This is a genomic window from Tepidimonas ignava (assembly GCF_004342625.1).
GTDB classification, from domain to species: Bacteria; Pseudomonadota; Gammaproteobacteria; order Burkholderiales; family Burkholderiaceae_C; genus Tepidimonas; species Tepidimonas ignava.
In genome coordinates this window covers 50,834-76,690 of sequence record NZ_SMAH01000011.1, presented here as the reverse complement: position 1 = coordinate 76,690, position 25,857 = coordinate 50,834, and the positions used below count along the sequence as shown (strand labels likewise).

The following is a 25,857-nucleotide window of genomic DNA, read 5'->3' as shown; positions in this document are numbered from 1 at the left end:
GGCTCGTTCCTCGTCACGTCGTTCTCAAAAGCTTACTTGCGCGCGGCCACGACCTCGCGCGGTTGCACCGCATCGCCGGTGGCGTTGGACCAGCTGTTGCGGGCAAACGTCATCACCGCAGCCAGCTCCACATCCGACAACTGCTTCCACGCCGGCATCGCACCGTTACCCGCGCCGTTGAGCAGCACGGCGAGCATCTTGGCGTGGTCGGCGTCGGTGACGACGGCCGAGCCGTCCAGCGGCTTGATCGGGCCCGCGCCTTTGCCGTTGGCCTGGTGGCAAGCGGCGCAGTTGGCCGCGTACACCTGCTCGCCGCGCGCCTTCAGCTCGGCCAGCGTCCACTCCTTGTTGGGATCGTCGGCCTTGGCCGCCAGGGCTTTTTTCTGCTCCGCCACCCACTTGGAGTAGTCTTCTTGCGACACCACCCTGACATGGATCGGCATGTACGCGTGCTCCTTGCCGCACAGCTCGGCGCACTGGCCGTAGAAGTCGCCGGTCTTCTCGGCACGGAACCAGGTGTCGCGCACAAAGCCCGGGATCGCGTCTTGCTTGACGCCGAACGCCGGCACCATCCAGGCGTGGATCACATCGTTGGCGGTGGTGATGATGCGCACCTTCTTGCCCACCGGCACCACGAGCGGGTTGTCGACCTTGAGCAGGTAGTCATCGGTGGGAGCCACTTGGCCGCTGTCGGACATCACGCGGTGCTGCGGGTCCAGCGTGGACAGGAACTGAATGCCCTCACCTTCACCCTTGAGGTACTCGTAGCCCCACTTCCACTGCATGCCCACGACCTTGATCGTGAGGTCGCTGTTGGAGGTGTCCTTTTGCGCCACGATAACCTTGGTGGCCGGCAGCGCCATGCCGATGACGATCAGCAGGGGCACGATGGTCCAGCCGAGCTCGACCCAGATCGGTTCGGGCAGCTCCTGCGCCTTGTGCCCCACCGACTTGCGGTGCTTGGCGATCGAGTAGAACATGATGCCAAACACCACGACGAAAATGGCGGCGCAGATCGCCAGCATGAACCAGTGCAGCCAGTGCTGCTCTTCGGCGATGCGGGTGGCGGGCGGGTGGAAGTTGAGCTGGTTGACGGCGGGGCCACCCGGCAGGTCGTTGACCCGCGCCTGCGCCTCGGTGGCCCACACGGCGGCCGTCAGCATCGCGGTGCCCACCGCACCCCGCGCCCGCTGCCAGACACCGGCCCCATGCCGGCACCACGCTTGACCTGACTGCTTCATCGTGCTCACGTCGTTTGCCTCGAATATAAGCGTTGATTTATGTCAACGCGGATTACACCAAACTTTGCTAGCCTTTACCCTAAGGACTATCCCCAATGGCCAGTGGTCGGCGCCACGCCGCCGGTCGATGCCAGCGCCCACTGCAGTTCACGCGCCAGCTGGCGGCGCAGCACCGGGGGAACGTGCTCACCCACTTCCACCGTCTGCGTCCCTGCCTGCAAAGCGACCAGGGTTTGCGCGCCTCCGGGCGGGTGCACGCGCACACGCGCGCGCGGCAAGCGCACACGGGTGCACCGGGGGCCGCAGTGGCGAGCCACGTGCAGCGCTTCGGCGTCCAGCTCGAGCACTTCGCGGTCCGCCGCGTGGCGCGCCATCCAGGCAAACGCCAGCACCACGACGACCAGCTCGAGCGCGGCAAATGGCAACACCAGCACCGCGCCCAGCGCCGCGAACAGCCCCGCCACCGCCAGCACCGCCGCGCCCGCCAACACGAACGCCACCGTCCACTGGCGCGGCGTCAACGCGCCGTTGCGGCGCAGGCACCAACGCCAGCCGTGCGCGCTGCGCTGACCCAGGCACCCACCACCGTGCGCAAGCGTGCCATCACCCTGCTGCACCACCACACCCCGTGCCCACCGTTGTCCCCTTGCCGCGGCGCGTCACACGCACCCGGCCGCCTTTGATCTAAATCAATTGTAGTGGGAAACGGCAGGGGGTTTGGCGGCCCCGCAGGCTCAGCCGGGGCGGCGCTGCGGCAGCTGGTCGCGCAAGCGCTGCAACGGCACGCGCACCACGCCGTCCACGGCGCGGTCGGCGGGGCGCCAGGCGTGGCCGTAGATCACCTCGACCGTCAGCAGCAGGCGTCCCTGCCCGTCGCGCGGCAGCCCTTGCTGCACGGCATGCAGCCAACGCTGACGCCACCCCCGTCCGCGCAGCGTTGGGTGACGCGCCGGGTGCCAGTTGCGCCCCCATTGGCGCAGGTCGGCCAGCAGGCGTTCGGCGTCCGGGTAGGTGAGCGTGACGCGCTCCATGTCCATCACCGGCTCGGCAAACCCTACCTCGACCAGCAGATCGCCCCAGTCGTGCATGTCCACGTAATCGGCCGCGGGCGTCGGCCAGCCGCATGCGGCGTGCAGGGCGCGCAGCTCGCGTGCGGTGTCCGGCCCCAGGCACGACAACATCACAAAGCCATCCACCGCCAACCAGTCGCGCCACTGCATCAGCAATGCGCGCGGCTCGGGCGCGGCGTGCAGCAGCATGTTGGCCCACACCATGTCCACCGCGTCCGGGGGCACGCCGTCGGGCGCCACGCGTGGCGGCTCGGCCTCGGCGCGCGTGGCCGCCGCCCGCTGCCACGGCCAGCGGCGCCGTGGGCGGGCGCCCCCCCCCCAGCGGGCGGCGGTCGCGGCCGCGAGCTCGCCCGCCAGCCAGACGCTGGCCTGTGGGTAGCGCTGCGCCACGCGCCGGTGCGCGGCTTCCCCCGCCAACAGCGGCGACCAGCTCACCCAGTGGCGCGGCTGCCGCCGAATCCAGGCCAACCGCTCGGCCATGCGCTCGCCCACCCACTCGTGCAGCCAGGGGCTGGTGCTGGGCACGCGGCGCAACCAGCGTGCCGCCGCCACCGGGTCCAAACCCGGTGGGCGCGGGGTCAAGGGGGGTGGGCTGGCCATGGGCGTCGCAGTATAGTGGCAGGCCATGGGGGCACGCAGCGCGTGGGGACAGCGGATCGGCAACGCCATACGGGCCAGCCTGCCGGCGCGCTGCGCCGTGTGCGGGGTATGGCCGCACGGCCCGTTGTGCCCGCCGTGCCGGCGCGAGCTGGCGCCGCTGGTGCCACGCTGCCCCGGGTGCGCGCTGCCCGCGGCGGACACGCGCCCGTGCGCGGTTTGCCAGGCCACCCCGCCACCGTGGCGACGCGTGCACGCGCGCTTGGACTACGTGCACCCCTGGCGCGCGCTGGTGCTGGGCCTCAAAGGCGCAGGCGGCAGCGGCTGGGCGCAGGTGCTGGCCCCGCTGTGGCTGGACGACCCGGCGGTGCCCACGCTGCTGGCCGACGCGGATGCATGGCTGCCGGTGCCGCTGTCGCCCGCACGGCTGGCGCAACGCGGGCACAACCAGGCCTGGACGCTGATGCAAGCCCTGGCCCGCCAACATCCCACCCCTGCGGCCTTGCCTGAGGCGCTGCAACGCGCCGCCGACGCGCCTGTGCTGCACCACCTCGGGCGTGCGCAGCGCCTGGCCGCCACCGACCACCTGATGCACGTGCCGCCGGCGCAGCGCCACGCGGTGCAGGGCCGCCACGTGCTGGTGGTGGACGACGTGATGACCACGGGCGCCACGCTCACCGCCGCCACGCGCGCGTTGCTCGACGCTGGGGCGGCGGCGGTGAGCGCGTTGGTGCTGGCCCGCACCCCAGCGCCGGACGACGCCGGGGCCGCCGCATAATGCGCCCCCCATGTTTCACGTCGTGCTGGTCCACCCCGAAATCCCGCCCAACACGGGCAACGTGATCCGCCTGTGCGCCAACACCGGCTGCACGCTGCACCTGGTCGAGCCGCTGGGCTTTTCGATGGACGACAAACTGCTGCGCCGCGCAGGTTTGGATTACCACGAGTACGCCGACGTGCGCCGTCACGTCGACTGGGCGGCGTTGCGCGCGGCGCTGCCCGTGCCGGCCGAGCGCTGGTTTGCGCTCACCACGCGCGGCACTCGCCACGTGCACGAGGCCAGCTTCGCCGCCGGCGACGTGCTGGTGTTCGGCGCCGAGTCTTGCGGCCTGCCCGCGGCCGTGCTGGACACGCTGCCGCCGGCGCAGCGGCTGCGCCTGCCGATGCGGCCGCAGCAGCGCAGCCTCAACCTGTCCAACGCCGTGGCGGTGACGGTGTACGAGGCGTGGCGTCAGCTCGGCTTCGTCGGGGCCGCCCCGCTGCCCACTCAGGCGTAGTGGCGCACCAGCATCTCGGCCACGCAGGCGGGCTTTTCGCTGCCCTGGCGCTCGACCGTGACCTGCCAAGTGGCCTGCCACTGGCCCGGCGCCACGGGGTCGAGCGCATGCAGCACCAGCCGCGCCCGCAGCCGGCTACCCACCGGCACCGGCGCCGGAAAGCGCACGCGGTTGACGCCGTAGTTGATGGTCATGCGTGCCGCGGGCACGTGCACCGCTTCGGCCATCCAGCGCGACAGCAGCGACAAGGTCAAAAAACCGTGCGCGATCGTGCACCCAAACGGCCCCTGCGCCGCGCGCGCCGCGTCCACGTGGATCCACTGGTGGTCGTCGGTCGCGTCCGCAAAGCGGTCGATGCGCGCCTGGGTGATGTCGAGCCAGTCGGTCACGGCCACCTCGGTGCCGACGGCGGCCTGCATGGCTTGGAAGGTGTCGAACGTGGGCATGCCCGCACTGTAGCGGACGCGCGCCGCGCGCCCCTGTCCGGCCGATGACAGTGCCAGCGCGTCGCCGCCCAGGCGACAATCGCAACCATGTTCACCCCAAGCCAAGCCGATGTGCGCCGCTTTTTTTGCGGCGCGTACGCCAAGGGCCGCCAAGGCCTGCCCATGGAACCGCTGGAGCTGCTGGCGTGGCAGTGGATCGAGCGCCACCCCGAGTACCACACCGAGCTGGCCGACCTCGAGGCCGCGCTGGCCTCGATGCACGTGGTGCACGAGGCGCGCGACAACCCGTTTTTGCACCTGTCGATGCACCTGAGCATCAGCGAGCAGTGCTCGATCGACCAACCGCCCGGCATCCGCCAGGCGGTGGAACTGCTGGCGGCGCGCCGCGGCTCGCTGCACGCGGCGCACCACGAAGTGATGGAGTGCCTGGGGCGCATGCTGTGGGAGAGCCAGACGCACGGCCGCCCGCCAGACGGGGCGGCTTACCTGGCCGAGGTGCAGCGGCGCGCCACAGCGGATGGGCCCTAGCCGCTTGCCTTGCAGCCCGTTCACGAAAAAGGCCCCGCCGGGCTGAACCCCGCGGGGCCTTGGCACGCCAGCCAGGTCGTGCCCGTCGTGGGCGGCGCGGAGGGACATCGTCACACGCCGCCGGAGGCCAGGGATGGCCCCCAAGCTGGATGGCCAGGCACCGAGGTCACCCACCGGTGCGGGCCTGCCGTTGGCGGCGGGACAACCGGCCCATGAGCCAACCAACGGCGGTTTCAGTGTAGCGCCATCCGGCCCCCTAGATGCTGGAATTTTTTGATGGCCGGCCCAGCGCCGATTGCCCGCGGCCCGTATGCCCACGTGGCTGGACCGCGCCGGCGCGCTTCGCCGCTGGTCGCCTGGTCCATCCTTTCATAATCCAAAAGAATAAAAAGTGATGTTGTAAGTCTTGACTTCGTATGTTGAGACCCCTACCATCGCGCCCCGTTGCATCACAAAACCGTCCCCGGCGGCGCGCAATAGGGTCAAACCCGGATACATCGCCGCGCCCCGGAGACACCTCGACCTCAAGGAAAGGAGCGACGGCATGGATGCATGCACCGAGATGATCGGCGCGCCGGCCGCCCCCACCCAGCCGTGGATCACGGCAGCACGCCGCGTGTGGCGTGCGCTGCACCACGGCATGTCGCTGGTGGGCTTGGCCACGGTGGGGCTGGCGCTGCTGCTGGCCAGCCAACCGCAGCTGCGCGCCGAAATGGAACAGAACGTGACCCAATGGCTGCTGGTGCGCCAGGGTCTGGAAGGACTGACGGACAACGAAGCCGACATCACCGGCGCCGAGGCGACCACGCCCGTGGCCGCCCTGCCCGCGGCGCAAGCGCGGATGGCCGATTGGTTGGCGCGCAAGTACCGTGTGGCCGCCGAGCCGCTGGCTGCCCTGGTGGCCGAAGCGCACAGCGTGGGCAAGCAGTTTGGGCTGGACCCGGCGCTGTTGCTGGCCGTGATGGCCAACGAGTCGCGCTTCAACCCGCTGGCCGCCAGCCCCTGGGGTGCGCATGGCTTGATGCAAGTGCTCACCCGGGCCCACATCGACAAATTCGAGCCGCACGGCGGCCCCCAGGCCGCCTTTGACCCGATCAGCAACCTTCGGGTGGGCGCGCAAATCCTGCACGACGCGGTGCGCAAGGCCGGCAGCGTGGCCGGCGGGTTGCGCCTGTACGTGGGGGCCATCACCGTTGACGCGAGCGACTACGTGACGCGTGTGCTGGCTGAGCAAGAACGACTGCGGCGTGTGGCAGCCGGCCAGCGCGTCCCCTTCAACGCCCCCGTGGCGCTGCCCCCGCTGGCCGACTTGCCGCCCCCGCCTCCGCTGGAAGCCCTGGCCACGGACGGCGTCGGCCAGCGCCCCTCCTGAGCTACAATCGCACCCGCGCGCGACTGGCGATAGGCCGCGGGCGGCTTGGGGCCGCAGCCCGCACGGCAGGGCCGACGTGGACCACCACGGGGGAGCGCGCAGCCCAGCGCGACCTCGTGCCACAGCGCCGCGCCGGGCCCGATGCCGTTCGCCTGGGCAGCCCGTGGACCTGCACCACGGGCCCATCGACCTCGCCAGGACTTCGCATGTTCAACCGCAACATCCTCATCGAACACACCGACCCCGAGCTGTGGGCGGCCATCCAGGCCGAAAACCAGCGCCAAGAGCAACACATCGAGCTGATCGCCAGCGAAAACTACGCCTCGCCCGCGGTGATGGCGGCGCAGGGCACGCAGCTCACCAACAAATACGCCGAGGGCTACCCCGGCCGGCGCTACTACGGCGGCTGCGAGCACGTGGACGTGGCCGAGCAACTGGCCATCGACCGCGTCAAACAGCTCTTCGGGGCCGAGGCGGCCAACGTGCAGCCGCACTGCGGCGCCAGCGCCAACGAGGCGGTGTTTCTGGCCTTCCTCAAGCCCGGCGACACCATCATGGGCATGAGCCTGGCCGAAGGCGGCCACCTGACGCACGGCATGGCGCTGAACATGTCGGGCAAGTGGTTCAACGTCATCTCCTACGGCCTCAACGAGCGCGAGGAGATCGACTACGACGCGATGGAAGCCAAGGCGCGCCAGCACCGGCCCCGGCTCATCATCGCCGGCGCCAGCGCCTACAGCCTGCGTATCGACTTCGAGCGCTTTGCGCGCGTGGCCAAGGAGATCGGCGCCATCTTCATGGTCGACATGGCGCACTACGCGGGCCTGATCGCCGCGGGCGTGTACCCCAACCCAGTGCCGCACGCCGACGTGGTCACCTCCACCACGCACAAAAGCCTGCGCGGCCCGCGCGGCGGCATCATCCTGATGAAGGCCGAGCACGAAAAGGCCATCAACAGCGCCGTGTTTCCCGGCCTGCAGGGCGGCCCGTTGATGCACGTGATCGCGGCCAAGGCAGTGGCGTTCAAAGAGGCGCTCAGCCCCGCATTCAAGACCTACCAGCAGCAGGTGGTGCGCAACGCCCAGGCGATGGCCGAAACGCTGCAGCAGCGCGGGCTGCGCATCGTCAGCGGCCGCACCGAAAGCCACGTGATGCTGGTGGACCTGCGCGCCAAGGGCATCACCGGCAAGGAAGCCGAGGCGGTGCTGGGGCAGGCGCACATCACGGTCAACAAAAACGCCATCCCCAACGACCCCGAAAAGCCGATGGTCACCAGCGGCATCCGCCTGGGCACGCCGGCCATGACCACGCGCGGCTTTGGCGAGGCCGAGGCGCGCCAGACCGCGCACCTGATCGCCGACGTGCTGGATGATCCGCGCAACCCGGCCACGATCGAGCGGGTCAGGGCGCAGGTGGCGGAGCTGACGCGGCGCTTCCCCGTGTACGGGTGATGCCATGAAGTGCCCCTTGTGCGGACACGCCGACACCCAGGTGGTGGAGACCCGCGAGTCCGACGATGGGGTGTTTGTGCGCCGCCGCCGCCGTTGCACCGGCTGCGAGCGGCGCTTCACCACCTACGAGCGCGCCGAGGTGACGTTTCCGCAGGTGGTCAAGAAAGATGGACGGCGCGTCGACTACGACAGCGCCAAGCTGCGCGCCAGCATCGCGCTGGCGCTGCGCAAGCGCCCGGTGAGCACCGAGCGCATCGACGCCGCGATCGCCCGCATCGAAGAAAAGCTGCTGGCCGACGGGGCGCGCGAGGTGCCGTCGCAGCAGTTGGGTGAGTGGGTCATGCAGGCCCTGCGCGAGCTGGACCAGGTGGCCTACGTGCGCTTTGCCAGCGTGTACCGCAGCTTCGAAGACGTGGACGCGTTCAGGACGCTGATCGACGAGGTGCGGGGCTAAGGCGGCGCAGGCTTGAGGGGCAGGCGCACCTGGGCCACGAATTCGCCCTCGGACGCGTAGGTGCGCAGCCTGGCGCGCCCTTGGTACAGCAGCGCCAGCCGCTCGCGCAGGTTGGCCAGCGCCAAGCCGTGGCCGCGCGTGGTGGCCTGCGGCGGCGGCGTGGGGTTGCGCACGAACAGCACCAAGTGGTCGTCGTCGCGGAACGCTTCCACCGTGACACAGGCCCCCTCGGGCCGCGGCTCCACACCGTGACGGATGGCGTTTTCCACCAAAGGCTGCAGGGTCAACGCAGGCACCAACGCGTCCAGCGGGGCGGTGTCCACGTGCCAGGCTTGGCGCAGCCGCGCGCCCAGGCGCACCTGCTCCACCGCCAAATAGGTGCGCGCCAGCGCCACCTCGTCGCGCAGCGGCACCAGGGCACGCGGCTCGGCCAGCAGCGCGCGGTACAGCTCGGCCAGGTCCTCCAGCAGCGCCTCGGCGCGCGCGGGTTCGCGCCGCAGCAGCGCCAGCACGCTGTTGAGGCTGTTGAACAAAAAATGCGGACGCATGCGCGCCTGCAACGCCTGCAACCGCGCTTCCACCGGCGCGGCGGCCAGCCGGTGGTGACGCCAATCGAGGTACCCCAGCGCCGCGCCCAACGCCACCCACGCCGCCACGACGTGCCGCCACGGATGCGCCAACGCAACCCAGCCGGCCCGCACCACCAGCAAAGCCCAGGCCAACGCCAGCAGCGCGCCGGTCAACGCCAGCAACACCAGCACCAGGTGGTACGGACGCCGTTGCAGCCAGGGGGTCAACGGCATGGCCAACGCCAGCGTGGCCCACGCCGGCACCGCCCAGAGGGTGGCATCGACCACCCCCTGCCCCGCCCACCAGGCCAGCGCGAGGGCCACACCGGCCACCACCCCCGCCGCGCGCAGCAGCACGGCGGGGGAGCGCAGGTCGGGCCAACGCGCCGGGGTGGTCATGGCGCCGATGCTACACCGGCGCTTGGCCCACGCGGGGCGTCAGGGCCGCAGGTCGTAGCGGTCGGCGTTCATCACCTTGGTCCATGCGGCGACGAAATCGCGCACGAACTTGGCGCGGTTGTCGTCCTGGGCGTAGACCTCGGCGTAGGCACGCAGGATCGAGTTGGAGCCGAACACCAGATCGACCCGGGTGGCGGTGAAGCGCACCTTGCCGCTGGCGCGCTCGACGATGTCGTAGCGGTTGCGGCCGGTGGGCTGCCAGCGGTAGGCCATGTCGGTCAGGTGCACGAAGAAGTCGTTGCTCAGCACCCCAACGCGGTCGGTGAACACACCGTCACGGCTGCCGCCGAAGTTGGCGCCCAGCACGCGCAGGCCGCCCACGAGCACGGTCATCTCCGCCGCGGTCAGGCCCAACAGTTGGGCGCGGTCCAGCAGCAGCTCCTCCGCGGGCACCGTGCAGTCGGGCCGCAGGTAGTTGCGGAAGCCATCGGCCACCGGTTCCAGCCACTTGAACGACGCGACATCGGTCCAGGCCTGTGTGGCGTCGCCACGGCCCGCCGCGAACGGCACTTCGGTGGGGTAGCCCGCGGCTTCGGCCGCCATCTCGACGCCGACGTTGCCGGCCAGCACGATCACGTCGGCCACGCTGGCGCCGTACTGCTGGGCCAGCGGCTCCAGCACCGCCAACACCTTGGCAAGGCGCTCGGGTTCGTTGGCGGGCCAGCGGCGTTGCGGCTCCAGGCGGATGCGCGCGCCGTTGGCGCCGCCGCGGTAGTCGGAGCCACGGAAGGTGCGCGCGCTGTCCCACGCGGTGGCCACCAGCTCGCCGATGCTCAGGCCACTGGCCCGGATGCGCGCCTTGAGGGCGCCCACGTCGTAGTCCTTTGGACCCGGCGGCACGGGGTCTTGCCAGATCAGATCTTCCTTGGGCGCTTCGGGGCCGATGTAGCGCGTGCGTGGCCCCATGTCGCGGTGGGTAAGCTTGAACCACGCGCGCGCAAACACCTCGGAAAAGTACGCGTGGTCCTTCCAAAAGCGCTCGGCGATCGGGCGGTAGATCGGGTCCATCTTGAGGGCCATGTCGGCGTCGGTCATGATGGGCATGGTGCGCTTGGACGGATCCTCGGGGTCGGGCGGCATGTGCTCGGGGCGGATGCCGATCGGCTGCCACTGCCAGGCGCCGGCGGGACTTTTGGCCAGCTCCCACTCGTAGCCGAACAGCAGCTCGAAGTAGCCGTTGTCCCACCGGGTGGGGTGGGTCGTCCACGCGCCCTCGAGGCCACTGGTGACGGTGTCACGCCCGATGCCGCGCGTGCTGTGGTTCATCCAGCCCAGGCCCTGCTCCTCGATCGGCGCGCCTTCCGGAGCCGGCCCCAGGTTGGCGGCGCTGCCGTTGCCGTGCGCCTTGCCCACCGTGTGCCCCCCGGCCGTCAGGGCCACGGTCTCTTCGTCGTTCATGCCCATGCGGGCGAACGTTTCACGCACGTGCAGCGCGGTCTTGAGCGGGTCGGGCTGGCCGTTGACACCTTCGGGGTTGACGTAAATCAGCCCCATTTGCACCGCGGCGAGCGGACCCTTGAGGGTCTCGGGCTCGTTGACGTCGCCAAAGCGCTCATCGGCCGGCGCCAGCCACTGCCGCTCCGCGCCCCAGTCGACATCCTTTTCCGGGTGCCAGATGTCCTCGCGCCCAAAGGCAAAGCCGTAGGTTTTGAGGCCCATCGACTCGTAGGCGACGTTGCCGGCCAGGATCATCAGGTCCGCCCAGCTGATTTTGTTGCCGTATTTTTTCTTGATCGGCCACAACAGGCGGCGCGCTTTGTCCAAGTTGGCGTTGTCGGGCCAGGAATTGAGCGGGGCGAAACGCTGGTTGCCGGTGTTGGCGCCACCGCGCCCGTCGGCCACGCGGTACGAACCTGCGGCGTGCCAAGCCATGCGGATGAACAAACCGCCGTAATGACCGTAGTCGGCCGGCCACCAGGGTTGGCTGTCGGTCATCAGGCGACGCAGATCGGCCTTGAGCGCCTCCACGTCCAGCGTACGCACGGCCTCGCGGTAGTTGAACCCGGGCAGCGGGTTGGTCTTGGTGTCGTGCTGGTGCAGGATGTCGAGGTTGAGCGCGTTGGGCCACCACGCGGTGGGCGAGCGTGCCGGGTCGGCTTGGGTCACAGCCCCTTGGTGGAAGGGGCAACCACGGGCAGCGGGTTGATGGGGGGCGTTCATGGCAAGGCTCCTTTCTTCGATAGATCGACGGTAGCTATCAATGCATAACATCACATCGCCATCGTCGATCATTTGCAGTGTACGTCCACCCTGCCGACGTGGGGGTTGTTTTTATTGATGCTGCCGATAGCCGGCCGCGCCGCCCTACCCCGCCAAGGGCACGCCCGGGCCGCTATCATGGCGAGCATCGGCGCACGCTGCGCCGCCGGAGGTGTGACCATGCAATGGCTGGTGCTGGGGTTGATCGTCTTGTTGGGCGTGCACTCGGTACGCATCGTGGCCGACGACTGGCGCACGCAGGTCATCGAGCGCGTGGGGCCACTGGCGTGGAAGGCGGGCTACGGTCTGCTGGCGCTGGTGGGCCTGGTGTTGGTGGTGTGGGGTTACGCCCAGGCGCGGCTGGAGCCGGCGGTGCTGTGGACACCGCCGCTGGCGATGCGCCACGCCGCGGCGTTGTTGACGCTGCCGGCGTTCGTGCTGGCCGTGGCCGCTTACGTGCCGGGCAACGCCCTCAAAGTGCGCTTGGGCCACCCGTTGGTGCTGAGCGTCAAGCTGTGGGCCACGGCGCACCTGCTGGCCAACGGCAACCTGGCCGATGTGCTGCTGTTTGGCGGCTTTTTGGTGTGGGCGGTGTTCAACTACCGCGCCGCCCGGCGACGCGACGCCGCCCAGCAGGCCAGCGCAGACGATGATGACGACAGCGACGCGGCCTTGGCCGAACCTGACCCGCGTCACCCCGTGTCGGGCACAGCCACCGTGGCCACCGTGGTCGTCGGGGTGGCGCTGTGGGTGGTGTTCGCCTTCTGGCTGCACGCGGTGTTGTTCGGCGTCGCCCCACTGGGGCGCTGACGGTGGCGCACACGCGGCCAGGCCCGACGGCGTGTCGTCCTCAGGCCGCATCCCCCCGGCGTGCCAGGGGCAGCGCGCATGCCGCGGCCGCCAGCGCGGCCAGCAAGCCCAACACAAAAACCGCCCCGACCCCGAACCGCGCGCTGATCGCGCCGCCCAGCGCGCCCGCCGTCACGCCCGCCAGACCGTAGCCCACCACCGCGTACAGCGCCTGACCGCGGGCGCGCAGCGCGCCCGGAAAGTGGCGGTTGATCCAGCCGATGCACACCGTGTGATGGGCGGCAAAGGTGATGGCATGCACCACCTGCGCGGCCACCAGCCACGCGAGTTCGTGCGCGCCCCACGCCGTGGCCGCCATGCGCAGCGCGGTCAGCAGCGCGGCCACCAGCAGCCACTGCCCGTCGCTGAAGCGCGGCAGCCAGCGACCCTGGGTGAAAAACCAGCCGATTTCCACCACCACGGCCACCGCCCACAGCGCGCCGATGGTGCCTTTGCCGTAGCCCAGCCCGTCCAGGTACAGCGAAAAAAAGATGTAAATAAGGACGTGGGCCAGCACGTGCCCGTACAGCGCCCCGAAAAACCACCGCACCGAGGGCCGGCGCAACACCTGCCGCAGCGCCGGGGCCGCCCACTCCTGCGCCGCGTCCAGGTGCCGCGGCGCCAGCGGTGGCAAGCGCCACACCGCCAGCAGCACCAGCGCCAGCGTGGCGCTGGCCCACAGCGGAAAGCTGCCCATGCCCGTGCGCTCGAACACGTACCCCGCCAGCAGCACGGTGACCAAAAACCCGAGCGAGCCCCACAGCCGGATGCGGCCGTAGCGCGCCGCGTCGAACCCCCCGTGTTGGCTGACCGCGTGGGCCAACGCCGCCTCGGACAGCGGCATCATGCCGCTGGTGTGCGTGAACAGCAGCAGCAACACCACAGGCAGCCAGCCGGGCCACGGTTGCCACCACAGCCCCAGCGTCAGCAGCAGCGCGGCGCTGGCGCACCAGCGCAGCCAGCGCAACGGGTCGCCGTGGCGGTCGCTCAGGCTGGCCCACAGCCAGGGCGCAAACACCCGCGTGGCCGACTGCAGCGCGGTCAACAGCCCGATGGCCCACACGCCGTAGCCGAGCTGCTGCAACCACAGCGGCAGGTACGGATTGAAAAAACCGATGTGCGCGAAATACCCGGCCGACAGCGCCGCGTACGGCCACAGCCGCGGGGCGGCCGCTGCGTTCATGCCGCCGGTTGCAGCGGGGCCTGCGCCGCCACCGGCCCAGGGCTGACCCGCACGTCACCGCATTGCGCGCGGTGGCGCAAGGCGTGGTCCATCAGCACCAGCGCCAGCAGCGCCTCGACGATGGGCACGGCCCGTATGCCGACGCAGGGGTCGTGGCGGCCCTTGGTGATGACCTCCGTCGGTGTCCCCGCGGTGTCGATGGACGGCCGCGGCACCAGGATGGAGCTGGTGGGCTTGATGGCCAACGTCACGACGATCGCCTGCCCGGTGCTGATGCCCCCGAGGATGCCCCCCGCGTGGTTGGAGGCGAACCCCTGCGGCGTGATGGCGTCGCCATGCTCGCTGCCACGCTGGGTGACGCAGGCAAAGCCATCGCCAATTTCGACCCCCTTGACGGCGTTGAGGCCCATCATCGCGTGCGCGATGTCAGCGTCCAGACGGTCGTAGATCGGCTCGCCCAGCCCCACCGGCACGCCCTCGGCGACGACACGCAGCTTGGCCCCGACCGAGTCGCCGGCTTTGCGGATCTCGCCCAGGTACGCCTCCAGCGCGGACACATCCGCCGTGGGGGCGAAAAAGGGGTTGGCGTCCACATGCTGCCAACCCTCGAACGGCACCGCCACCGTGCCGATTTGCAACAGGCAGCCACGCACCACGGTGCCGTAGCGCTCGCGCAGCCACTTGCGCGCCACGGCCCCGGCCGCCACGGTGGGGGCGGTCAGCCGGGCCGAGGAGCGGCCACCGCCGCGCGGGTCACGGATGCCGTACTTGTGCCAGTAGGTGTAGTCGGCGTGTCCGGGCCGGAACGTTTGCGCGATGTCGGCGTAGTCCTTGCTACGCTGGTCGGTGTTGGCGATCAGCAGCGCGATGGGCGCGCCGGTGGTGCGCCCCTGGTACACGCCGCTGAGAATCTGCACCTGGTCGGCTTCTTGCCGCTGGGTAACGAATCGGCTGCTGCCCGGGCGGCGACGGTCCAGCTCCGGCTGGATGTCGGCCTCGGACAGCGCCAGTCCGGGCGGGCAGCCGTCGATCACGCAGCCGATGGCCGGCCCGTGCGATTCGCCAAAGTTGGTGACGCGAAACAGGGTGCCCAGGGTGTTGCCGCTCATGCGCGGCATTATCCCGCAGCGCCGCCGCCTGCGCCTGCTTCGGTGGCCCGGGACAAACGCGCCGCTTTGGTGATTTGCTGCAGGCCGCGGCGCAACGCGCTGGCGGCGCGCAGCCACGCGTCCATCGCGTCCAGCGCCAGCAGCCCCTGCGCTCCCGAGCGCAACAGCGCCGCTTTCAGCACCGCGTAGGCGTCTTCGGCTTCGGTCAGCGCCGCTTCCAGCGCGGTGACATCGTCGGCGGCGCCCGTGCCCAGCAGCGCCAGCAGCGCCCGGGCACGCTGACCAAACGCGCTCAGCTCCAGCAAGGGCAGCCCGGGCACGGGCTGCGACCACGGCGCCAACGCCTCGGCGGCCTCGTCGGCCTGCTCGACGGCGACGTCGGCGTAACGCGCCACACGCAGCAGATCCGGCAGGCGCTCGGCGCTGGCGCGTTCCAGCTCGGCGCGCTGCAAGCGCACGACGAAGTCAGCGATCGCATGCTGCAGCCCACGCGCGGCACCGCGCGCCGCACCCAAACGCTGCTGCACCGCCGCCACGTCCGGCGCTGGCCCAGCGACCGATGCAGGGTGCAGCGTGGGCAGCTCCAACACGGTGCGCAACGCCGTCACCGCCAAGCCTTGCAGGCGCTGCAACTCGTGCCGCAACGCGTCCAGCGCCAGCGCGGGCACCGCCAGCACGGTGGGGTCCAGGTGGCGCGGACGCGCCTCGTCTTCCTCCGCCGTCCGAAAGCGCGCCTGCAACCAGCGTGTGAGCGCCGGCGCCAGTGGCCACATCAGCAGCACCCCCAGCACGTTGAAGATGGTGTGGAACATCGCCACCGTCAGCGCCGGCAGCGGCGGCCAGCCCAACGCCTGCTTGGCCTGCAGCAGGGCCTGCACCAGCCACGGCAGCAACACCAGCGCCACCACACCGGTGATGACGTTGAACGCCACGTGCGCCAGCGCCGCACGCTTGGCGTTGGCGGTGGCGCCCAGCACCGCCAGCACCGCGGTGACGGTGGTGCCGATGTTGGCCCCTATGACGGCCGCCGCGGCCCCTTGGGCGGTGATGAGCCCGGCCTGGGTGGCACTGAGCACCACCGTCAGCGACGCGCTGGAGCTTTGCATCAACACCGTCAGCGCCAAGCCCACGGCCAGTTGGGCCAGCACGGCGGTCCACCCGACACCGGCGGGCAACGTGACGGCGCTGGCCACGCCATCGAACGCGTGCTTGAGCATCTCGATGCCCAACAACAGCAGGCCGAAGCCGGCCAGCGCCGTGCCCAGCGCCGCGCGCCGGCTGCCCGCGCCGGTGAGCCGCAAGGCCACGCCTGCGCCCACCAGCGGCAACGCCAGCGCATCGATCTTGAACCCGAACCCCAGCAACGACACCAGCCAGCCCGTCATCGTGGTGCCGACGTTGGCGCCGAACAACACCCACAGCGCCCCACCCAGCGTCAGCAGGCCGGCGTTGACGAACCCGATCGTGGCCACCGTGACGGCGCTGGACGACTGCACCACCGCCGTCACCAGCACACCGGCGGCGAGCGCGCGCACGCGCGTGGCCGTGGAGGCCCGCAAGATGCGCTGCAGCGCCGCACCGGCGGCCAGGCGCAGCCCGTCCGTCATGAGCTCCATGCCCAGCAGGAACAGGCCCAACCCGCCCGCCAGGGCGGCCAGCGCTGGCCCGATGCCTTCGGCCACGGCGCGTGGTCAGTGCGCCGCCGCCCCGCCCTGCGCGGCCGGCGCGCCGCCGTCGGGCCCGGCCCCTGCGCCGGTGGTGGCGTCGTCATCTTCCGGCCAGTCGCGGATGTAAGCCTTGAGCATTTTGTTCTCGAAGCTTTGCATCTCCACCACGGCTTTGGCCACGTCGTAAAAGCTGATCACCCCCATCAGCATGCCGCCGTCCATCACCGGCATGTAGCGCGTGTGGCGCTCCAGCATCATCGGGCGCACCTGGTCGAGCTCGGTTTCGGGCGTGCACGTCATCGGGTGGTCGTCCATGATGCTGCGCACGGTCACGTCGCCCACGGTGCCGCCGTTGCGCGCGATGGTGTCGATGACCTCACGGAACGTCAGCATGCCCACCAGTTGGCCGTGCTCCATCACCGCCAGCGAACCAATGTCGAATTGCGCCATCGTCTCCACGGCGCGGCCCAGTTTTTCGTCGGGCGACACGGTGTAAAGCGTGCCGCCTTTGACGCGCAGGATTTCGCGGACTTTCATCGTGGGGCTCCTGTTGTCTCGTGGGCGCGGCCACTGCGGCCGCCGTGCAGCTAATATAGACCACAACGCGAGGAGACACCATGCCTGGTTACGCCGACCCCGGCTTCGACACCCTGGCGCTGCACGCCGGCGCCGCCGCCGCCCCCGACCCCGCCACCGGCGCCCGCGCCGTACCGATCCACCTGACGACGTCGTTCGTCTTCGAGTCGGCCGACCACGCTGCGGCGCTGTTCAACCTGGAGCGCGCCGGTCACGTCTACAGCCGCATCAGCAACCCCACCAACGCCGTGCTGGAGCAGCGCGTGGCGGCGCTGGAAGGTGGCATCGCCGCCATCAGCACCGCCAGCGGCCAGGCCGCCCTGCACTTGGCCATCGCCACGTTGATGGGCAGCGGCGGCCACATCGTCGCCTCCAGCGCGCTGTACGGTGGCAGCCACAACCTGCTGCACTACACGCTGCCGCGCTTTGGCATCGAAACCACGTTCGTGCGCCCCGGCGATCTGGACGGCTGGCGCGCCGCCATCCGCCCCAACACGCGGCTGCTGTTTGGCGAGACGGTGGGCAACCCGGGGCTCGATGTGCTGGACATCCCGGCGGTGGCCGACATCGCCCACGCGGCTGGCGTGCCGCTGCTGGTGGACTCGACGCTGACCACCCCGTGGCTGATCCAACCGCTGGCGCTGGGCGCGGATCTGGTGGTCCACTCGGCCACCAAGTTCCTCAGCGGCCATGGCACCGTCATCGGCGGCGTGCTGGTCGATGGCGGCAGCTTCGACTGGCAGGCCGCGCACGCGCGCGACGGCCGCTACGCCGAGCTGGCCGAGCCGTACGAGGGCTTTCACGGCATGGTGTTCACCGAAGAGTCTACGGTGGGTGCGTTCACCCTGCGCGCGCGACGCGAGGGCCTGCGCGACTTTGGCGCGTGCATGAGTCCCCACACCGCGTGGCTGATCCTGCAAGGCATCGAGACGCTGCCGCTGCGCATGGCACGGCACATGGCCAACACCGAAAAGGTGGTGGCTTTTTTGGCCGCGCACCCGATGGTGGCGCGCGTGGGCCACCCGCTGCTGCCCGAGCACCCGAGCCACGCGCTGGCACAGCGGCTGTTGCCGCGCGGCGCCGGCAGCGTGTTCAGCTTCGACCTCAAGGGCAGCCGCGCGCAGGGGCGTGCCTTCATCGAAGCGCTCAAGCTCTTCAGCCACCTGGCCAACGTGGGCGACTGCCGCAGCCTGGTCATCCACCCGGCCAGCACGACGCACTTCCGCATGAGCGACGAGGCGCTGGCCGCCGCCGGCATCGGACCAGGCACGATCCGCCTGTCGATCGGCCTGGAAGACCCGGACGACCTGATCGACGACCTCAAGCGTGCCTTCAAGGCCGCCGAAAAAGCCGCCTGACGCTGGGAGAGCGCACCATGATGATCGACGTGCACGGCACCCCGCTGTACGCCTACACCGGCGGCAAGGCGTTTGACCCCACCCAGCCCACCGTGGTGATGATCCACGGCGTGCTCAACGACCACAGCGTGTGGATCCTGCAAAGCCGCTACCTGGCGCACCACGGCTTCAACGTGCTGGCCATCGACCTGCCCGGCCACGGCCGCAGCGGCGGCGAGGCGCCGGCCAGCGTCGAAGCGGCGGCGCACGCGGTCGTCGGCCTGCTGGACGCGCTGGGCGTGGCGCGCGCCGCGCTGGTGGGGCACAGCTGGGGCTCGCTGATCGCGCTGCAGACGGCGGCCGACGCGCCCGAGCGCGTGTCGCAACTGGCGTTGGTGGGCACGGCGTACCCGATGCGGGTGTCGCCGGCGTTGCTGGAAGCGTCGCTCAACGCGCCGCTGAAGGCCATCGACATGGTCAATGTGTACAGCCACTCGACGCTGGCGCCGCCGCCGTCGGCGCTGGGGCCAGGCACCTGGCTGTACGGCGGCTCGCGCGCGCTGATGCGCCGCGTGCTGGCCAGCAACCGGGCGGTCAACGTCTTTCACCGCGGCTTTGCCGCCTGTGACGGCTACCAGGGCGGCGAGCAAGCCGCGCGCCGGGTGCGCTGCCCGGTGCTGTTCGTGCTGGGCACGCGCGACCAGATGACCCCGCCCAAAGCCGCGCAGCCGCTCATTGACGCCGCCCGCGGCGCGGGGGTGGCGGTGCAGGTGGTGCGTGTGCCCGCCGGCCACGCGCTGATGACCGAGGCCCCCGACGCCGTGCTGGACGCGCTGCACGGCTGGCTGCGCCAACCCGTGGGCGTGGTTTGACGGGACGCGCTGCTGCACCGCCATGGTCACCCCCACCGTGCCGCCCGAGGCCATCACGCCGCCGATGACGCCCGAGCGCGCCGCCGCGATCGCCAGCACGTTCGACCTGCACGCGCTGCCACCCGACTTTCTGGCCAACCCCTACCCGGTGTACGCCGCCCTGCGCGAGCGCGAGCCGGTGCGGGCGATGCCCGATGGCAGCTGGTTCCTGACTCGGCACGCCGACCTGGTGGCCGTGTACCGCGACGCCGCCACCTTCAGCTCGGACAAGCACGTCGAGTTCGCGCCCAAGTACGGCACCGACTCGCCGCTGTACGAGCACCACACGACGAGCCTGGTGTTCAACGATCCGCCGCTGCACACCCGGGTGCGCAAACTCATCATGGGGGCGCTCACGCGCCGCGCCATCGCCGACGTGGAGCCGGGCCTGGTGGCGCTGGTGGACCGGCTGCTTGATGCAATCGAAGCCCGCGGCCAGGGCGACCTGATCGAGGACTACGCGGCGGCCATCCCGGTCGAGATCATCGGCAACCTGCTGGCCGTGCCGCACGACGAGCGCGGCCCGCTGCGCGGCTGGTCGTTGGCGATTCTGGGGGCCCTGGAGCCGGTGCTGACCCCCGTGCAACGGCAGGCGGGCGAACGTGCGGTGCGGGAGATGCTGGAGTACCTGCGCGCGCTCGTGGCCGACCGCCGCCGCCACCCGCTGGACCCCCAGCGCGACGTGCTCACGCGCCTGATCCAGGGCGAAGCCGATGGCCAACGCCTGAGCGAGACCGAACTGCTGCACAACTGCATCTTCCTGCTCAACGCTGGCCATGAGACCACGACCAACCTGATCGGCAACGCCCTGGTGTGCCTGCACGAGTGGCCCCAGGAGAAGGCGCGGCTGCTGCAACGGCTGCACGCAACACGCGACCGACCCGAACAACACGAGGCCGTCCTCGCCGCCGCGGTGGATGAGTTTTTGCGCTTTGAATCGAGCAACCAGCTCGGCAACCGCCGTGCGCTGCGCGCGGCCGTGGTGGGGGGTGTGCCCCTGCCCGAGGGTGCCCTGGTCACGCTGTGCATTGGCGCGGCCAACCGCGACCCGGCGGTGTTCGCCGACCCCGAGCGCCTGGACCTGACGCGCAGCGACAACCGGCACCTGGCGTTTGGCTTTGGCGTGCACCAGTGCGCGGGCCTGAGCCTGGCGCGGCTGGAGGGCCGCATCGCCATCGGGCGCTTTTTGGCGCGCTTTCCGCGCTACGCGCTCAGCGCGCCACCGGTGCGGGGCGGGCGGGCGCGGTTTCGGGGCTTTGTGCGCGCACCGTTCGTCACCGAAGGTTGAACACGCCCACCGCCCGATGCACCATCATGGTGCATCGGGCGACGCGCACGCGGCAGCGGCCTGCCAAGCCGCCGCCACGATGGCGTCCCGGGCGCTCACGTCGCCTGCACAGAGCCCGGCACGTCTTTTGCTCACATCCCCCCGTCGGGGTGCGCGGCACCCCCGTTGGAGGGGACACCGATGTCAGCCGTCGTCGATCTGCTGTGGGTGTTGCTGTGCGCCGGCCTGGTGTTTGTGATGCAGGCCGGCTTTCTTTGCCTTGAGTCGGGCCTGACGCGGACCAAAAACTCGATCAACGTCGCCGCCAAGAACCTGTCGGACTTTGCGGTGGCGGCACTGCTGTATTGGGCCGTGGGTTTTGGGCTGATGTTCGGGCCCAGCGTGGCAGGCTGGATCGGTGCCGGGCTGTTCGGCATCGCCGCGCAGTTGCCTGACGAGCCGCGCCTGCTGGGCTTCGCGCTATTTCAAATCATGTTTTGCGCCACCGCGGCCACCATCGTGTCAGGCGCCGTGGCCGAGCGCATGCGTTTCGGGGCCTACCTGGCGCTGTCGGCGTGGGTGTCGCTGCTGGTGTACCCGGTGTTTGGCCACTGGGCCTGGGGTGGTGCCTGGGTGCCGGACGCGCGCGGCTGGCTGGCCGAGCTGGGGTTCGTGGACTTTGCCGGCTCCACCGTGGTGCACAGCGTGGGGGGTTGGGTGGCGCTGTGGGTCGTGCTGCGCCTGGGGCCGCGCAGCGGTCGCTTCCCCGCCGAAGGGCCACCCCCCGTCATCCCGGCCGGCAACCTGCCGCTGGCGATGCTGGGAGCGCTGCTGTTGTTTTTCGGCTGGCTTGGCTTCAACGGCGGCAGCACGCTGGCGTTTGACGCGCGCGTGCCCGGCGTGCTGCTGCACACCACGCTGGCCGCCGCCGCTGGAGCGGTGGCCGGGCTGCTGGTGGGGCGCTGGCTGCACGGCTACTTCGAGGTGATGTACCTGATCAACGGCTTGATCGCCGGGCTGGTGGCCGTCACCGCCGGCGCGCACGCGCTGTCGGCGCCCACATCCCTGCTGGTCGGGGCGGTGGGGGCGCTGGCCATGGCCGCCGCCAACGAATGGCTGCTGCGTCGGCGCATCGATGACGCGGTGGGCGCCATCCCGGCGCACCTGGCCGCCGGCGCCTGGGGCACGCTGGTGGTGGGGCTGCTGGGTGACCCGGTGGCGCTGGGCACGGGGCTTGCGCGCCCCGCGCAGGTGGGTGTGCAGTTGCTGGGCATCGTGGTCTGCGGCCTGTGGTGCGCGCTGGCCACCGCGGTGTTCCTGTGGCTGGTGCGCGACCGTGACCTGCGCGTCACGCCCGAGGAGGAACACGGCGGGCTGAACGTGGCCGAGCACGGCGCGCGCACCGAGCTGATCGAACTGCTCGACGCGATGGAACAGCAGCGCCGCAGCGGGGACCTGAGCCGGCGGGTGCCCGAGGAGGATTTCACCGAGGTCGGCCAGATCGCCCGCGCCTACAACCGCGTGATCGCCGCGCTGCAGGCCGTCACCCAGCGCACGCTGGCGCTGGTGCGCGAGATGCGCGACGGGCTGCTGACCTTCGAGCCGGACGGCACGCTGCTGAGCCTCAACCCGGGCGCCGAACAGCTGTTGGGCGTGCCCGCGCACGAGGTGCTGGGCCGCCCCCTGCCCGAGGTGCTGCGCCGCGCGGGGCATGCGCAGCCGCCGCCGCTGGAACGGCTGACGCGCCCGGGCACGACGCTGGAGCTGCGCATGGCGCGCGGCGGCGCGCGCACCTTTTACGAGCTGTCGATCGACGACTTTCACCAGGACGACCGCACGCTGTACTCGGCGGTGTTGCGCGACATCTCGGACCGCAAGCACGTCGAGCTGCAGCTCCAACGCGAACGCGACCTGGCGCAGGTCACGCTGGCGTCCATCGGCGACGGGGTCATCACCACCGACGAAGCGGGGTTGGTGCAGTACGTCAACCCGGTGGCTGCCCGCCTGACCGGCTGGCCGGCCCACCAGGCGCGCGGCCAGCCCATCACGACCGTGTACCGTCTGGTGGACGAAACCCAGGGCGAGCCACTGCCCAACCCGGTGCGCGAAGTGCTGCAGGGCAAGAACCCGGCCGCGCGGCGCGAGCACGCCCTGCTGTTGCGCCGCGACGGCGAGCGCATCCCCGTCATCGACACCGCCGCGCCGATTCGCAGCCGCGAGGGGTTTTTGCTCGGCGCGGTGCTGGTGTTCCACGACGTGACGGTGACGCTGAACCTGGCGCGCGAGCTCAGCCACCAGGCCACCCACGACGCGCTGACGGGCGTGCCCAACCGGCGCGAGTTCGAACGCCGCCTGTCCGAGTTGCTGGCGCGGCCGGAGCCGACCCAGCACGTGCTGTGCTACCTGGACCTGGACCAGTTCAAGATCGTCAACGACACCTGCGGCCACGTGGCCGGCGACGAGCTGCTGCGCCAGGTCACGCAGCTCATCCGCAGCCACCTGCGCAGCGCCGACACGCTGGCGCGCCTGGGCGGTGACGAGTTCGGCCTGATCCTGCAGGGCTGCGACGCCGACCACGCGCTGCCCGTGGTGCAGCGCATCCGCGAGGCGATCGCCGACTTTCGCTTCGCGTGGGGCGAGCGCTCGTTTGCCATTGGGGTATCGATCGGCCTGGTGCCGATCGGGCCGCTGGAGCGCGAGCCGGGCCCGCTGCTGGCCGCCGCCGACGCTGCCTGCTACGCCGCCAAGGAGGCCGGCCGCAACCGCATCCACGTCTACCAGCCCGACGACCGCGAGCTGCTGGAGCGTCAGGGCCAGATGCAGTGGGTGGCGCGGCTGCAGGCGGCGCTGGACGAGGACCGGCTGCGCCTGTTCGCCCAACCGATCCTGCCGCTGCACGATGGCGACGGCCAGCCGCACGTCGAAATCCTGGTGCGGCTGGAAGAGGATGGCAAGCTGATTCAGCCCGGCGCCTTTTTGCCCGCGGCGGAGCGCTACGGCCTGATGCCCCGCATCGACCAGTGGGTGGTGCGCAACACACTGGCCTGGTTGGGCGACCGGCTGCGCCAGCAGGGCCGGCTGGAGGGCATGTACGCGATCAACCTGTCGGGTGCCTCGCTGTCGGACGAGCGCTTCCGTCAGGACCTGCAAGCCCTGTTGCAGACGCTGCAGTTGCCGCCTGGCACGCTGTGCTTCGAAATCACCGAGACCGCCGCGATGGCCAGCCTGTCCACGGTGGCGAACTTCATCAGCGAGGCCCGGCGCATGGGCTGCCGGTTCGCGTTGGACGACTTCGGCAGCGGGCTGTCCTCGTTTGCCTACCTGAAAAACCTGCCGGTCGACTTTCTGAAGATCGACGGCAGCTTCGTCAAGGACATCGAGTCCGACCCCATCGACCTGGCGATGGTGCAGGCCATCAACGCCATCGGTCACGTGATGGGGCTGCGCACCATCGCCGAGTACGTGTCGTCCGAAGCGATCCTGCAGCGCGTGCGCGAGCTGGGGGTGGACTTTGCGCAGGGCTACCACGTGGGCGCGCCGCAGCCGCTCGATGCGCTGGCGCCGGTGCGGCGCATGCCGCGTTGATGGGCCGCCTGGGCAGCGCCGAGGCGCTGGCCTGCCGATTGGGGTTCAGGATGCCGGACGCGACGGCAGCACCTGCGCCACCGCCGTCGTCTCCAGCGGCAGCGCGCGCCACAGCGGTTCGGTGCTGGCTTCGCGCGGCAGCCACAGCACCTGCGCCAGCTCGGCCAGCGGACGCTGGCCCAGGTCGACCAGCAGCACCCAGCGGCCGTCGGCGTCGCTCAGCCGCCCCACCCAGCCCAGCGTTTGCAACGCCTGCAGGGGCTCCTGCAGCTGCATCGGATCGACCCGCAGCCGGCGCGCCAGCGCCAGCACGGTCAACCCCGGCTGCGGCGGCTGGCGGCTGGCGTGCAGCTCCGCCAACAGCTCCAGCGCCAACTGCATCGGCCAGCCGGGTGTGTTGCCGCGCCGCGCCACGCCGGCCAGCAGCGAGGGCAGGTAGGCCACGATGACCGCCCCCAGCAACACGATCAGCCACACCAGGTACAGCCACACGAGCAAGATCGGCACCGTGGCGAACGCCCCGTAGACCACCGAGTAAGTGGGCACCGCCCGCAGGTACCACGCCAGCAGGCTTTGCGCCAGCTCGAACGCCACCGCCACGAACACCCCGCCCACCAGCGCGTGGCGCGTGTGCACCTGCGCGTTGGGCACGAAGCGGTACAGCGCGGTTATACCCGCCACGACGGCGGCAAAGCCCGCCGCGCCCAGCAGCCACTTGACGCCCTGGTGCGCCACCGGCAGCCAGCCGCGCGACACCGACAGCGCGTAGGAGCTGGCGCTGAGCACCACCGCCAGCATCAGCGGCGCCAACGTCAGCACCGCCCAGTACATCAGCACCCGCTGCGCCAGCGGCCGCAACCGGCGCACGCGCCAGATGTCGTTGAGCTGGCGGTCGATCGTCAGCACCAGCGCCAGCGCCGTCACCAGCAACGCCAACGCACCGCCAAGCCCGATTTGCGCCGCCTTGCTGGAAAACTGCCACAGGTACTGCGCCACCTGCCGCGCCAGGTGGTCGGGCACCAAGGCTTCGACCATCCAGCGTTGCACACGCTGCTCCATCTGCCCAAAGGCCGGAAACAGCGCAAACACCGCCAGCGCCACCGTCAGCAGCGGCACCAGCGAGATGGTGGTGGTGAACGTCAGGCTGCCCGCCGCCACCGCCAGCCGGTCGCCCGCGAAGCGCTCGCGCAGCGTTTGCCACGTGGTGCGCCACGGAAACGTCCGCAACCGCCGAGCCAACGCGCCGGCGCTGGTCACCGTCCACCGGGAAGTGTCGTCGTGCATCCCGCTATCATGCCAGCCAATGCAACCTCCGTCGGCCCCGCTTGTTTCCTCCACCCCTGCGCCCGCGGTGGCGCGCACCCGTGCCCTGGCGCTGGCGGCGTTGGGGGGCCTGATCGTGCTGGGCCTGGCGTGGGAGCTGTGGCTGGCGCCGCTGCGCCCGGGTGGCTCGTGGTGGGCGCTGAAGGTGTTGCCGCTGGCCATCCCGCTGGCCGGGCTGCTGAAGTGGCGGCTGTACACGTTTCGCTGGCTGAGCCTGCTGGTGTGGCCCTACGTGGCCGAGGGCGTGGTGCGTGGCAGCAACGACGCCGGCCTGTCGGCGCTGCTGGCCTGGGGCCAGACCGGCTTGGCGCTGCTGTTGTTCGCCGCCTGCGCCGCCCACGTGCGGCTGCGCCTGTGCGCGGCGCACCCCCCGACCGCATGACGATG

23 protein-coding genes are annotated in these 25,857 nt (G+C 70.7%); 12 read left to right on the top strand and 11 right to left on the bottom strand.

Annotation, left to right across the window (positions count from 1 at the left end; genetic code table 11):
• Window positions 1–32: 32 nt before the first annotated feature.
• From coxB to EDC36_RS09395, 3 genes are all read right to left on the bottom strand, one after another.
• Window positions 33–1,163 (bottom strand): cytochrome c oxidase subunit II, encoded by a 1,131-nt coding sequence (gene coxB, locus EDC36_RS09405; protein WP_243646549.1) that lies wholly within the window; start codon window positions 1,161–1,163, stop codon window positions 33–35.
• A gap of 164 nt (window positions 1,164–1,327) precedes the next feature.
• Window positions 1,328–1,858, bottom strand: a complete 531-nt coding sequence (locus EDC36_RS09400; protein ID WP_165902846.1) for a DUF2244 domain-containing protein — start codon at window positions 1,856–1,858, stop codon at window positions 1,328–1,330.
• Window positions 1,859–1,975: 117 nt separating this feature from the next.
• Complete coding sequence (locus EDC36_RS09395) at window positions 1,976–2,911, bottom strand: class I SAM-dependent methyltransferase (RefSeq protein ID WP_132963002.1); 936 nt, start codon at window positions 2,909–2,911, stop codon at window positions 1,976–1,978.
• 247 nt (window positions 2,912–3,158) lie between these two features.
• Between EDC36_RS09395 and EDC36_RS09390 the strand changes: the two genes are divergently transcribed.
• On the top strand, window positions 3,159–3,686 hold the full coding sequence (locus EDC36_RS09390) for a ComF family protein (RefSeq protein WP_132963001.1): 528 nt from the start codon (window positions 3,159–3,161) through the stop codon (window positions 3,684–3,686).
• Window positions 3,687–3,696: 10 nt separating this feature from the next.
• Window positions 3,697–4,185 (top strand): tRNA (cytidine(34)-2'-O)-methyltransferase, encoded by a 489-nt coding sequence (locus EDC36_RS09385; RefSeq protein WP_132963000.1) that lies wholly within the window; start codon window positions 3,697–3,699, stop codon window positions 4,183–4,185.
• On the opposite strand, the gene EDC36_RS09380 is transcribed toward EDC36_RS09385, so the two are convergent.
• On the bottom strand, window positions 4,176–4,631 hold the full coding sequence (locus EDC36_RS09380; protein ID WP_132962999.1) for a MaoC family dehydratase: 456 nt from the start codon (window positions 4,629–4,631) through the stop codon (window positions 4,176–4,178). The genes EDC36_RS09385 and EDC36_RS09380 overlap by 10 nt on opposite strands.
• Window positions 4,632–4,718: 87 nt before the next feature.
• On the opposite strand from EDC36_RS09380, the gene EDC36_RS09375 reads away from it, so the two are divergent.
• From EDC36_RS09375 to nrdR, 4 genes are all read left to right on the top strand, one after another.
• Entirely contained in the window at window positions 4,719–5,159 is a 441-nt protein-coding gene (locus tag EDC36_RS09375; RefSeq protein ID WP_132962998.1) for a DUF1841 family protein, read from the top strand.
• A gap of 544 nt (window positions 5,160–5,703) precedes the next feature.
• On the top strand, window positions 5,704–6,531 hold the full coding sequence (locus EDC36_RS09370) for a transglycosylase SLT domain-containing protein (protein ID WP_132962997.1): 828 nt from the start codon (window positions 5,704–5,706) through the stop codon (window positions 6,529–6,531).
• A gap of 206 nt (window positions 6,532–6,737) precedes the next feature.
• Entirely contained in the window at window positions 6,738–7,982 is a 1,245-nt protein-coding gene (glyA, locus tag EDC36_RS09365) for a serine hydroxymethyltransferase (RefSeq protein WP_132962996.1), read from the top strand.
• Window positions 7,983–7,986: 4 nt separating this feature from the next.
• On the top strand, window positions 7,987–8,436 hold the full coding sequence (nrdR, locus tag EDC36_RS09360; RefSeq protein ID WP_132962995.1) for a transcriptional regulator NrdR: 450 nt from the start codon (window positions 7,987–7,989) through the stop codon (window positions 8,434–8,436).
• Here nrdR and EDC36_RS13480 read toward each other — a convergent pair.
• Both EDC36_RS13480 and katG read right to left on the bottom strand, forming a co-directional pair.
• The gene (locus tag EDC36_RS13480; RefSeq protein WP_132962994.1) at window positions 8,433–9,404 is read right to left on the bottom strand and encodes a sensor histidine kinase; all 972 of its coding nucleotides are present in this window, start codon (window positions 9,402–9,404) and stop codon (window positions 8,433–8,435) included. The two genes, nrdR and EDC36_RS13480, sit on opposite strands and share 4 nt — an antisense overlap.
• Before the next feature lie 39 nt (window positions 9,405–9,443).
• The gene (gene katG, locus EDC36_RS09350; RefSeq protein WP_132962993.1) at window positions 9,444–11,624 is read right to left on the bottom strand and encodes a catalase/peroxidase HPI; all 2,181 of its coding nucleotides are present in this window, start codon (window positions 11,622–11,624) and stop codon (window positions 9,444–9,446) included.
• Between the two features lie 219 nt (window positions 11,625–11,843).
• On the opposite strand from katG, the gene EDC36_RS09345 reads away from it, so the two are divergent.
• Window positions 11,844–12,473 (top strand): NnrU family protein, encoded by a 630-nt coding sequence (locus EDC36_RS09345; protein WP_132962992.1) that lies wholly within the window; start codon window positions 11,844–11,846, stop codon window positions 12,471–12,473.
• A gap of 40 nt (window positions 12,474–12,513) precedes the next feature.
• Here the strand turns inward: EDC36_RS09345 and EDC36_RS09340 are convergent, their stop codons facing one another.
• From EDC36_RS09340 to EDC36_RS09325, 4 genes are read right to left on the bottom strand one after another with little or no spacing between them, the layout of a single operon-like run.
• Window positions 12,514–13,695: an MFS transporter gene (locus EDC36_RS09340; protein WP_132962991.1), complete on the bottom strand. Its 1,182-nt coding sequence runs from the start codon at window positions 13,693–13,695 to the stop codon at window positions 12,514–12,516.
• Window positions 13,692–14,804, bottom strand: a complete 1,113-nt coding sequence (aroC, locus tag EDC36_RS09335; protein ID WP_132962990.1) for a chorismate synthase — start codon at window positions 14,802–14,804, stop codon at window positions 13,692–13,694. The genes EDC36_RS09340 and aroC overlap by 4 nt, the downstream gene beginning before the upstream one ends.
• An 8-nt stretch (window positions 14,805–14,812) precedes the next feature.
• Window positions 14,813–16,486 (bottom strand): Na/Pi cotransporter family protein, encoded by a 1,674-nt coding sequence (locus tag EDC36_RS09330; RefSeq protein ID WP_132962989.1) that lies wholly within the window; start codon window positions 16,484–16,486, stop codon window positions 14,813–14,815.
• 9 nt (window positions 16,487–16,495) lie between these two features.
• Complete coding sequence (locus tag EDC36_RS09325; RefSeq protein ID WP_132962988.1) at window positions 16,496–17,008, bottom strand: CBS domain-containing protein; 513 nt, start codon at window positions 17,006–17,008, stop codon at window positions 16,496–16,498.
• Window positions 17,009–17,088: 80 nt separating this feature from the next.
• Here EDC36_RS09325 and EDC36_RS09320 point away from each other — a divergent pair, with 80 nt between their 5' ends.
• The 4 genes from EDC36_RS09320 (at window position 17,089) to amt (ending at window position 24,147) form a co-directional block, all read left to right on the top strand.
• On the top strand, window positions 17,089–18,405 hold the full coding sequence (locus tag EDC36_RS09320) for an O-acetylhomoserine aminocarboxypropyltransferase (RefSeq protein ID WP_132962987.1): 1,317 nt from the start codon (window positions 17,089–17,091) through the stop codon (window positions 18,403–18,405).
• 17 nt (window positions 18,406–18,422) lie between these two features.
• A complete protein-coding gene (locus EDC36_RS09315) occupies window positions 18,423–19,256 on the top strand; it encodes an alpha/beta fold hydrolase (RefSeq protein WP_132962986.1) in 834 nt (277 codons plus the stop codon).
• A 22-nt stretch (window positions 19,257–19,278) separates the two neighbouring features.
• On the top strand, window positions 19,279–20,583 hold the full coding sequence (locus EDC36_RS09310; protein ID WP_243646544.1) for a cytochrome P450: 1,305 nt from the start codon (window positions 19,279–19,281) through the stop codon (window positions 20,581–20,583).
• A gap of 180 nt (window positions 20,584–20,763) precedes the next feature.
• Complete coding sequence (amt, locus tag EDC36_RS09305) at window positions 20,764–24,147, top strand: ammonium transporter (RefSeq protein ID WP_132962985.1); 3,384 nt, start codon at window positions 20,764–20,766, stop codon at window positions 24,145–24,147.
• Window positions 24,148–24,192: 45 nt separating this feature from the next.
• On the opposite strand, the gene EDC36_RS09300 is transcribed toward amt, so the two are convergent.
• On the bottom strand, window positions 24,193–25,431 hold the full coding sequence (locus EDC36_RS09300; RefSeq protein WP_132962984.1) for a YihY family inner membrane protein: 1,239 nt from the start codon (window positions 25,429–25,431) through the stop codon (window positions 24,193–24,195).
• 19 nt (window positions 25,432–25,450) lie between these two features.
• Here EDC36_RS09300 and EDC36_RS09295 point away from each other — a divergent pair, with 19 nt between their 5' ends.
• Entirely contained in the window at window positions 25,451–25,852 is a 402-nt protein-coding gene (locus EDC36_RS09295) for a DUF2069 domain-containing protein (protein ID WP_132962983.1), read from the top strand.
• Window positions 25,853–25,857 lie beyond the last annotated feature (5 nt).